The 8,470-nt window shown below is 66.7% G+C and carries 8 protein-coding genes and 3 pseudogenes; 7 read left to right on the top strand and 4 right to left on the bottom strand.

Annotated elements, in window-relative coordinates; all coding sequences use genetic code 11:
* From Q8N19_RS06720 to Q8N19_RS06735, 4 genes are all read left to right on the top strand, one after another.
* Positions 1 to 337: hypothetical protein (locus tag Q8N19_RS06720; protein WP_305588816.1), on the top strand; the 337-nt coding region annotated here is incomplete at its 5' end.
* 251 nt (positions 338 to 588) lie between these two features.
* The gene (locus Q8N19_RS06725) at positions 589 to 1,791 is read left to right on the top strand and encodes an acyl-CoA dehydrogenase family protein (protein ID WP_293416825.1); all 1,203 of its coding nucleotides are present in this window, start codon (positions 589 to 591) and stop codon (positions 1,789 to 1,791) included.
* 129 nt (positions 1,792 to 1,920) lie between these two features.
* Positions 1,921 to 2,802, top strand: a complete 882-nt coding sequence (locus Q8N19_RS06730) for an MBL fold metallo-hydrolase (protein ID WP_304713914.1) — start codon at positions 1,921 to 1,923, stop codon at positions 2,800 to 2,802.
* Positions 2,803 to 2,850: 48 nt separating this feature from the next.
* Positions 2,851 to 3,594, top strand: a complete 744-nt coding sequence (locus Q8N19_RS06735; RefSeq protein WP_293322932.1) for an enoyl-CoA hydratase/isomerase family protein — start codon at positions 2,851 to 2,853, stop codon at positions 3,592 to 3,594.
* 12 nt (positions 3,595 to 3,606) lie between these two features.
* Here Q8N19_RS06735 and Q8N19_RS16955 read toward each other — a convergent pair.
* Positions 3,607 to 4,084, bottom strand: a pseudogene (locus tag Q8N19_RS16955) (hypothetical protein).
* A 344-nt stretch (positions 4,085 to 4,428) separates the two neighbouring features.
* Here Q8N19_RS16955 and Q8N19_RS06750 point away from each other — a divergent pair.
* A pseudogene (locus Q8N19_RS06750) lies at positions 4,429 to 5,442 on the top strand (IS630 family transposase).
* Here the strand turns inward: Q8N19_RS06750 and Q8N19_RS06755 are convergent.
* Together Q8N19_RS06755 and Q8N19_RS16960 are read right to left on the bottom strand one after the other, a co-directional pair.
* A complete protein-coding gene (locus Q8N19_RS06755) occupies positions 5,400 to 5,858 on the bottom strand; it encodes a hypothetical protein (protein WP_304753305.1) in 459 nt (152 codons plus the stop codon). The pseudogene Q8N19_RS06750 and the gene Q8N19_RS06755 overlap by 43 nt on opposite strands.
* On the bottom strand, positions 5,783 to 5,983 hold the full coding sequence (locus Q8N19_RS16960; protein ID WP_304753301.1) for a hypothetical protein: 201 nt from the start codon (positions 5,981 to 5,983) through the stop codon (positions 5,783 to 5,785). Before Q8N19_RS16960 ends, Q8N19_RS06755 begins: the two co-directional genes overlap by 76 nt.
* Positions 5,984 to 6,100: 117 nt before the next feature.
* Here Q8N19_RS16960 and bioA point away from each other — a divergent pair.
* Positions 6,101 to 7,114 (top strand): annotated as a pseudogene (gene bioA, locus Q8N19_RS06760) (adenosylmethionine--8-amino-7-oxononanoate transaminase); the annotation flags it as partial.
* A gap of 10 nt (positions 7,115 to 7,124) precedes the next feature.
* Positions 7,125 to 7,532 (top strand): globin, encoded by a 408-nt coding sequence (locus Q8N19_RS06765; protein ID WP_304713919.1) that lies wholly within the window; start codon positions 7,125 to 7,127, stop codon positions 7,530 to 7,532.
* A gap of 3 nt (positions 7,533 to 7,535) precedes the next feature.
* On the opposite strand, the gene Q8N19_RS06770 is transcribed toward Q8N19_RS06765, so the two are convergent.
* Positions 7,536 to 8,470: alpha/beta hydrolase (locus Q8N19_RS06770; protein WP_305588817.1), on the bottom strand; the 935-nt coding region annotated here is incomplete at its 5' end.

Below are 8,470 nucleotides of genomic sequence, written 5' to 3' on the forward strand. Positions count from 1 at the left end.
CCAGCCGCCAAAGGCTGCGCGCGCACCAGCGCAGGCCCGGCGAGGACGCTTCTCTGAAACGACGCGAGGTTGGATAAAGATGATCAAGAAGCCTATATCCGCTGACTCGCACATCACCGAGCCGCCACATTGCTACGTCGACTACATCGATCCGAAGTTTCGTAATCGCGCGCCGCGGATGGAGCGGCTCGACAAGATCGGCGATGCCTTTGTTATCGAAGGACTAGCCTCGCCGATGCCAACGGGGCCGGTCGTCGCCGCCGGCAAAGACCCACTGCAGATCACGGCGCGCGGCGCATTCGCGGCTGCCAGAATGGCTGGGTGGCGTTCAGGATGAAGGACATGTGCAATGCCCGGCGACTGATGTGGGCGAACGATTTCCCGTGTTCCGATTCAACCTGCCCCTTGTCGCAGACCATGCTCGAAGAGCACACCAAGGGCTTGGGCGAGCAGGAATGGAACTGGATCTGCCACGACAACGTGGCGGAACCATACAGGAGCGCCTTCTGATAACTACGTAATCTAAACGTGGCCGTTCTAGCCAAGTTGGAAACTGATCGCGTCTCTTCAAACAATGGAGTTTTTGTAATGGCTGACGCCGCAGATCAGACTATCGAGGCCTTTCGTCAGGACGTGCGGGCCTGGGTCGAAGTCAACTTCCCTTCGGACTTGAAGGGTCTGAGCAATCCGACCGGGCTTGAAGAGCGTCTGCAGCCGACCGAGGAACAGGTCGCCTGGCGCAAGGCGGTCGGCGGAAAGGGTTGGGGGACGCCGACGTGGCCTGCCGAATACGGCGGTGCGGGGCTTTCTTCGGCCCACGCCCGAGTTATCCACCAGGAATTTTCGCGCGCTGGAGCCTACAACCCGATCGGGGGAATGGGCGTCATGATGTTCGGACCGACCTTGCTCGAGTACGGCACTGAAGAACAGAAGCTGGAGCACATTCCGCCGATCTGCCGCGGCGAAGTTCAGTGGTGCCAAGGCTACTCCGAGCCCGGGGCCGGCTCTGATCTGGCCTCCCTGCAGACGCGATGCGAGGACATGGGCGACCACTATCGGATCAACGGCCAGAAGATTTGGACATCGGGTGCCCAATGGGCTGACTGGTGCTTCTGTCTTGTTCGAAGCGATCCCACGAAGAAGCATGAAGGCATCTCCTTCGTGCTCTTCACCATGCGCCAGCCAGGCGTCGAAGTGCGGCCGATCAAGCTGATCGCCGGCAGCTCGCCGTTTTGCGAAACCTTTCTGACGGACGCGCGCGCCGAGAAGAAGGATCTGGTGGGTCCCCTGAACGCCGGCTGGACAATCGGAAAGCGGCTCCTGCAGCACGAGCGCTCCAGCATTTCGAGTATGGGAAACGCCCTCGGCGGCACTGCGGCCCTTCCAGATCTCGCCAAGGCCTATGTCGGCGTCGACGCGCACGGTCGCCTGGCCGACAGCGACCTGCGGACCCGGATCGTTTCAAACGAGATGGACGGGCGCGCCTTCCAGCAGACGGCGATGCGGGCGATGGCGGAAGCCAAGGGCAACGCCGGCCCGTCGGCGGCGACCTCGATCATGAAGAACGCCGGCACCCGCTGGACTCAGGACCGGGCCGAACTGACGCTCGAGATCATGGGTCACCAGGGCCTAGGCTGGGCGGGCGAGGATTTCACCCCCGCGGAGCTGGACGCCGTGCGCGGCTGGCTGGGCGGTAAGGCTAGCACGATCTATGGCGGCAGCCAGGAAGTGCAGAATAACATCATCTCCAAGCGGATCCTGGGGTTGCCCGATCTGTCCGCAGTCAACTGAGCGAGTGAGCGTGGCAGAATCCGCGAGCGGCGAGCAGAGGCTTAAGCGTCAGCTGCGGTTGGACAATTTTTCAGCGTCGATTTCTTCCGCCGCGATGCGGTCCACGACCATGACCAAAGGGAGGCCGCGATGCTGAGTTGGCAAGTTGGGGCGGTGAAGATCACCCGGATCGTGGAACTCCAGATTCCGATCCCATACAATCGAGCCGCCCCCTTTCTGGCTGAAGCGACGCCCGAGGCGTTGCGAGCCATCCCGTGGTTGTACCCGAATTTCGTCAACGAGCAGGATCAGCTGCTGCTGTCCATCCACGCGCTGCTGGTGGATGCGCCGGGCCTACGGCTGGTGGTGGATACCTGCATCGGAAACGATCGACCCCGGTCCATTCTGCGTGGACAGCCGTTGGCCACCGGCTTCCTGCAGTCCATGGCCGAGGTCGGCTGGTCGCAGGAGAGTGTCGATGCCGTGATCTGCACCCACCTGCATGTGGATCATGTGGGCTGGAACACCAAGCTTGAGGACGGCGCATGGGTTCCGACGTTTCCAAATGCCCGCTACCTGTTCGGCAAGACCGAATTCGCCCACTGGAGCACAGAAGGCGACGAGGAACAGCAAACGATCCTGTCGGACTCGGTACAGCCCATCCTCGACGCGGGGCTCGCCGAGTTCGTCGAAATGGATCACCGCATCTCGCCCCACCTCCGGCTCACGCCCAGCACCGGACATACGCCTGGCCATGTCAGTGTGATGACCGAGTCCAACGGTGAATCGGCGGTCATCACCGGCGACATGAGCCACCATCCGTGCCAGATGGCCCATCCGCATTGGTCGCCGCCCTTCGACAGCGATCCGAGAGCGGCGGCGGCGACGCGCGCGCGACTGTTCGCCGAATGGGCCGACAAACCCATTCTGGTGATCGGCACTCACTACGCGGCGCCGACGGCGGGATACATAATGCGGGAGGGCGCCGGGTTCCGCTTCGACGCCGAGGCGATGGACGCCCCCGCTGCCTGACTTCGGGAGAGGACGACAACCTTGAAAAAGAACATCGGATAGAACTCAATGGATGATCTCGTGCTCCGCTCTGACCTGGACGGCGTCTGCCAGCTGACGCTGAACCGGCCGGACAAGCTCAACGCGCTGAATGTCGATCTGTTCAAGGCGCTCGAGGCCCACGTTGCCGACCTGGAGGCGGCGCCGGTTGGCGTCGTCGTGCTGCGCGGCGCCGGGCGGTGCTTCTCGGCGGGCCACGATCTCGGCGACATCGCCGAGGGCGAGAAACTTCCCCGGCCTAACTATCAGTCGCATGTCATCCAACGCCTCGCCGAGCTTACCTCGCCGGTCGTCTGCGCTGTGCACGGCCATTGCTACACCGGCGCCCTGGAGCTTGCCCTGGCTGGCGACATCATTCTTGCGGCCGAATCCGCCAAATTCGCCGACACCCACGCCAAATGGGCCTTGACGCCGGTCTGGGGCCTCAGCCAGCGGCTACCGCGCCGGGTGGGAACCTACAAGGCACGCGAGATGATGTTCACCTGCCGTACCTATTCAGGACGGCAAGCCGAGGCCATCGGCCTCGCCAACGCGTGCGTGACCGATGCTGAGTTCGAAGCGGCCGTGGACAGCCTCACCTCTGAAATTCTCACCAACTCGTCATTCAGCCATGCCGCGAACAAGCGGCTGCTGACCGAAACCGATGGCCTGTCACAGCCGGCCGGCTTGGCGCACGAGGTTTATCGAAGCCAGGGCGCAGGACCGGACATGGTCGATCGAATCAGGCAGTTCACAAAGCGCCCACCCGCCTAGAGCAGATTCCGATCACGTCGCATCGTATCCGGCGGCGGCGAAGTAGTTGGCCCACTCGGTGGGGGTGAAGGTGTCGATGGCCTCGACGATGGCGCGTTCGAGGGCGGCGACGGTGCGGGCGGCGGCTTTTCGGAGCATGCCCGGTCTTCTTTTGAGCGTGATCCGGTGACGCTCAAAGAACCGCCAGAGCGTGGAGATCGCCACGGCAATGCCCCGCTCGGCGAGCGCCGTGCGCAACTCCGCCAGGGTGATGTCGGCCTTGGCCGCCACCAGCGACAGGATCAGCGGCCTATGCGCCTCGATCCTTCCCGAGCGCTTGTCGCCCCTGGCGCTTGGGCTGCACCTCGCCCGTCCGCCGCCGCAGGCTGGTCCAGCGGATCGCGCTGGAGATGCTGACTCCGAACCGCTCGGCCTCCTTGCGGCGCGACTGCCCCTCGTCGACCGCCCCCACCACCCGCTCCCGAAGATCCACCGGCAGCGGCTTGCCCATCGCCACCGGCCTCCCTCACCGGCAGCCAGCGTGAGTCAGACTCGCCGCCTCAAGGGAATCCCCCCGAGTCAGGCGGCTTGGAAACTGCTCTAGTCCTCGCTCGGTTCATAGGCCTGACGGGCGGTTTCCAGCGCAGCGAGCTTGGCCTCGAAGGCGCTCCAGTCGTCGGCCTGGTCGATCCGCCCCCGGATGGCCTCGATCTCCTCATAGATCAGCTCCTGGGGCTCAGGCGCGGCGAAATAGGGGTGTGAGAGCGCCTTATACCAATCGGCGCGGCGTCTGACTCTGGGGGATTCCGCTGAGCGGCGAAGCAGGATTCGATGGTGGGACCGGAGGGTTTCGCCATGCCAGCTATCGCGCTTCGCCAGGATTACGATGCCGCCAGGGTCCGGGCGCTTGCGCGGACCAGCCGGGACGCGCGTCAGGTTCGACGGCTGCTGGCGCTGGCGGCGGTCTACGACGGCGCCAGCCGGCGCGAGGCCGCGGCGGCGGGCGGGATGGACCGGCAGATCCTTCGCGACTGGGCGCTGCGGTTCAACGCCGAGGGGCCGGACGGGCCGATCGACCGCCAGGCTCCGGGGCCGAGGCCGAAGCTGACGCCCGAGCAACTGGCGGCCGTCGTCCGGCTGGTGGAGGACGGCCAGATCCTGGCCATTCACGGGGTGGTGCGCTGGCGGCTGATCGACCTTACCGGCTGGATTCACGAGGAATACGGCGTGTCTCTGGACCCAGCCGACTGGGCCGGATCCTCAAGGCGCTCGGCTACAGACGCCTGTCCGCCCGGCCCAGACACCACGCCCAGAACCCGCAGGCCCTGGAGGCCTTCAAGCGGGATTTTCCCCCTGCGGGTCCAGGAGATCCGCGAGCGGCTCCCCAGGCGAACCCGGCTTGAGGTCTGGTTCCAGGACGAAGCCCGCATCGACCAGAAGAACAAGCTCACCCGCCGCTGGGCAAGGCGCGGGACCCGACCGTCCGCGCCCAAGGACCAGCGCACCCAGTCGGCCTACCTGTTCGGCGCCATCTGTCCGCAGAAGGGAACCGCCGCCGGCCTGGTCATGCCCTATTGCGACACCCAGGCAATGAACGCCCATCTGGCCGAGATCAGCGCCCAGGTCGAGCCCGGCCATCACGCGATCCTGCTGCTCGACCAAGCCTGGTGGCACACCTCCCAGGCCCTCGAGACGCCGCCCAACATCACCCTCCTGCCGCTGCCGGCCAAGGCCCCGGAGCTCAATCCGGTCGAGAACCTCTGGCAGTTCCTGCGCGACAACCGCCTCTCCAGCCGCATCTTCAGGAACTACGCGGACATCGTCGATCACTGCTGCGCCGCCTGGAACACCATCGCCGACCAGCCCTGACGCATCATGTCCATCGGCCTCAGAGACTGGGCCCAGGAATACTGATCAGCGCCGGTTGGTATTACGCCTGGCCGGCTCGAAGGCCGCCAGTTGCGCGCGGAAGTCCTCGAAGGCGGCCTGACGAGAGATGTCGCCGCGGGCGCCCGGCAGGGCGCGGGCGTCATCGCCGCCGAACCAGTCGAAGAAGAAGGGCTCCCGGCGCAGGGCTTGCCGCCGGCCGCCAGCGCCTGGAACGCCGCCTGGGCGAGGCTGGAATCGGCGTCCATCCCATAGCTGCGCACCCCCAACCGGCGACGCATGGCACTCACCAGCTCGGCCCAGTAGGAGCCCGCAAACCTGTTCAGCGCCTCGACCAGGGGTTCGGGCGGACTGACCAGGCAAAAGCAGCCGCCCGGCTGGCGCAGGTTCCAGAACACCGCCTCGGCCTAGCGCCCAAAGCTGTAGAGGCCGCTGTGGTCGAAATAGGCGGCCACGAAGTTGGATCGTTGCGCGGCAGGAGGCGGTCGGGGCCGTAGTCGGAGCTCTCGCCGGTGATGTTCATATTGCCGGTGCTGAGCACCCCGTGGACGAAGCCCCCGCCATCCAGGACGCGCCAGCCGCGCCATGCGCCCGCTCGCCGCCCCCGGCAGGGCGGCCGGACGATCTTCCGCCTCTTGCCCCGGCCTACGACCTGGCGAGGCGGCTGGCGGCGATGCTGCCGGGCGATCTCGACCACGTCTTCTTCGCCGAGAGCGGCTCGGTCTCGGTGGAGATCGCCATGAAGATGGCGATCCAGTTCTGGATCAATCGCGGCGTGTCCGGGCGCTCGAAGTTCGTCAGCTTCCTCGGCGGCTATCACGGCGACACGCTCGCCACCATGACCATCTGCGACCCGGAAGAGGGGATGCACAGCCTGTTTGCAGGCGTCATGCCCAGCCAGCACGTGGTCGCCCTGCCCCGCGACGCCGACAGCGAAGCCGCCCTCGACGCCCTGCTGGCCGACAAGGGCCACGAGATCGCCGCCCTGATCGTCGAGCCGCGCATCCAGGGCGCCGGCGGCATGCTGATCCACGACGATGAGGTGCTGCGCCGCCTGCGGGCCATCGCCGACCGCCACGACGTACTGCTGATCTTCGACGAGATCTTCACCGGCTTTGGCCGCACGGGCGACCTGTTCGCCTGCCAGGGCGCGGGTGTGACGCCCGACATCATCACGCTCTCCAAGGCGCTGACCGGCGGCACCCTGCCCCTGTCGGCCGCCGTGGCCAGCCGCCGGGTCTTCGAAGCCTTCTGGTCCGACGATGCGGGCGCGGCCCTGATGCACGGGCCGACCTATATGGCCAATCCCCTGGCCTGCGCGGCGGCCGGCGCCTCCCTCGACCTCTTCGAAGCCGGCGGCTGGAAGGCCGATGTGGCGCGGATCGAGGCCGCCTTGAGGTCGGGCCTGGAGCCCTGTCGTCAGGCCAGGGGGGTGGTCGATGTCCGCACCCTGGGCGCCATCGGGGTGGTGGAGTTCGAGGCCGCGGTGGACGCAGGCGCGCTGTGCCAGCGGTTCGCCGAGCTGGGCTGCTGGATCCGCCCCATGGGCAAGGTGGTCTATCTGACGCCGCCCTTCGTCACTACCGATGAGGAGTTGGACCGCCTGACTGGCGCCATCCAAACCGTGCTGGGCGCGCCCGCGGCCGGGCGCTAAGCTCGCGCCCATGGACGCCCAGGCCATTCTCGACAGCCTCGACCTGATTGCTAAGCACAGCGAAGATCCTGCGCCGCAGGTCTATGCTCGCCTGTTCGCCCGCTATCCTGAAACCGAGGCCCTGTTCATCGGCGACAAGCGCGGGGCGGCCCGAGGCCAGATGCTGCGCCAGGCCATCGAGACCCTGCTGGACTATCTGGGCCCCAACGCCTTCGCCGCCAACTTCCTGCGGGCCGAGCTGCGCAATCACGACGACATCGGCGTGCCGGCCGACATCTTCCCCGCCTTCTACAAGGCCATGGCCGAGGCCTTCGCCGACATCGCCGGCGAGGCCTGGACGCCGGCCATGCAGGCCGCCTGGGATGAGTTCACGGCCGAGGTCGAACAGATCGTCCAGGCGCCCGCCCAGACGATCTGAACCTCAGGCCAGCGCTGCCTTGAGCGACGCCGCCGTGGCCTTGGCCGCCTCGCCCACGGCCGGCGAGACGTCGGCCATGATGTAGAAGTCGTGGATCAGGCTGGGATACTCGATGTGCTCCACCTGGACCCCGGCCGCCCGCAGGCGCTCGGCGTGGTCGCGACCCTCGTCCTTCAGCGGGTCGAAGCCGGCCGTGACCACCAGGGCCGGCGGCAGGCCCGCGCAGTCCATCTTGCCCAGCATGGCCCGGTGGGACTGGGGATGGCCGATGGCCGCCAGGCACTTGTCGAACCAGGCGATGGCCTGCTTGGTCAGCAGGGGGCCGTCCAGCGCCTGACGCGACGCCGTCTCCTTTTCCGGCCATATGCCGGGATAGAGCAGCAGCTGGAAGGCCAGCCGGCGCTGGGGATCATCCTTGAGGTCGGCGGCCACCGAGGCGGCCAGGTTGCCGCCGGCCGAATCCCCGCCCACGGCGATGCGGGCCGGATCGAAGCCGATTTCCGCGGCATGGTCGAAGGCCCAGCGGGTGGCGGCGAGCGCATCGTCATGGCTGGCGGGGAATGGGTTTTCCGGCGCCAGGCGGTAGTCCACTGACAGCACCCGGACGCCGGCCAGAGCCGCCATCCGTCGGCAATGGCCGTCATGGCTTTCCAGGTCGCCGATCACGAAGCCGCCACCGTGGAAATAGACGAGGCCGCCGGTGGTCGAAGGCGCCCCGGCCGGGGTGTAGAGCCTCGCCGGAATCTCGCCGGCCGCGCCGTCGACCTTCAGGTCGCGGACGCTGACATCCTTGGGCGCATTCTGGTCGGCGGCCTGGCGCTGCATGCGATAGCCGGCGCGGACCATGTCCGGCGGCAGGGCGTCCAGGGGCGGAGGGGTCTGGCCCTCGGCGGCCTTGGCCTGGGCCTCCAGCATGGCCTGAAAGTGGGGATCCATCA

Origin of the sequence: Phenylobacterium sp. (assembly GCF_030693405.1) — a bacterium.
Classification (GTDB): Bacteria; Pseudomonadota; Alphaproteobacteria; order Caulobacterales; family Caulobacteraceae; genus Phenylobacterium.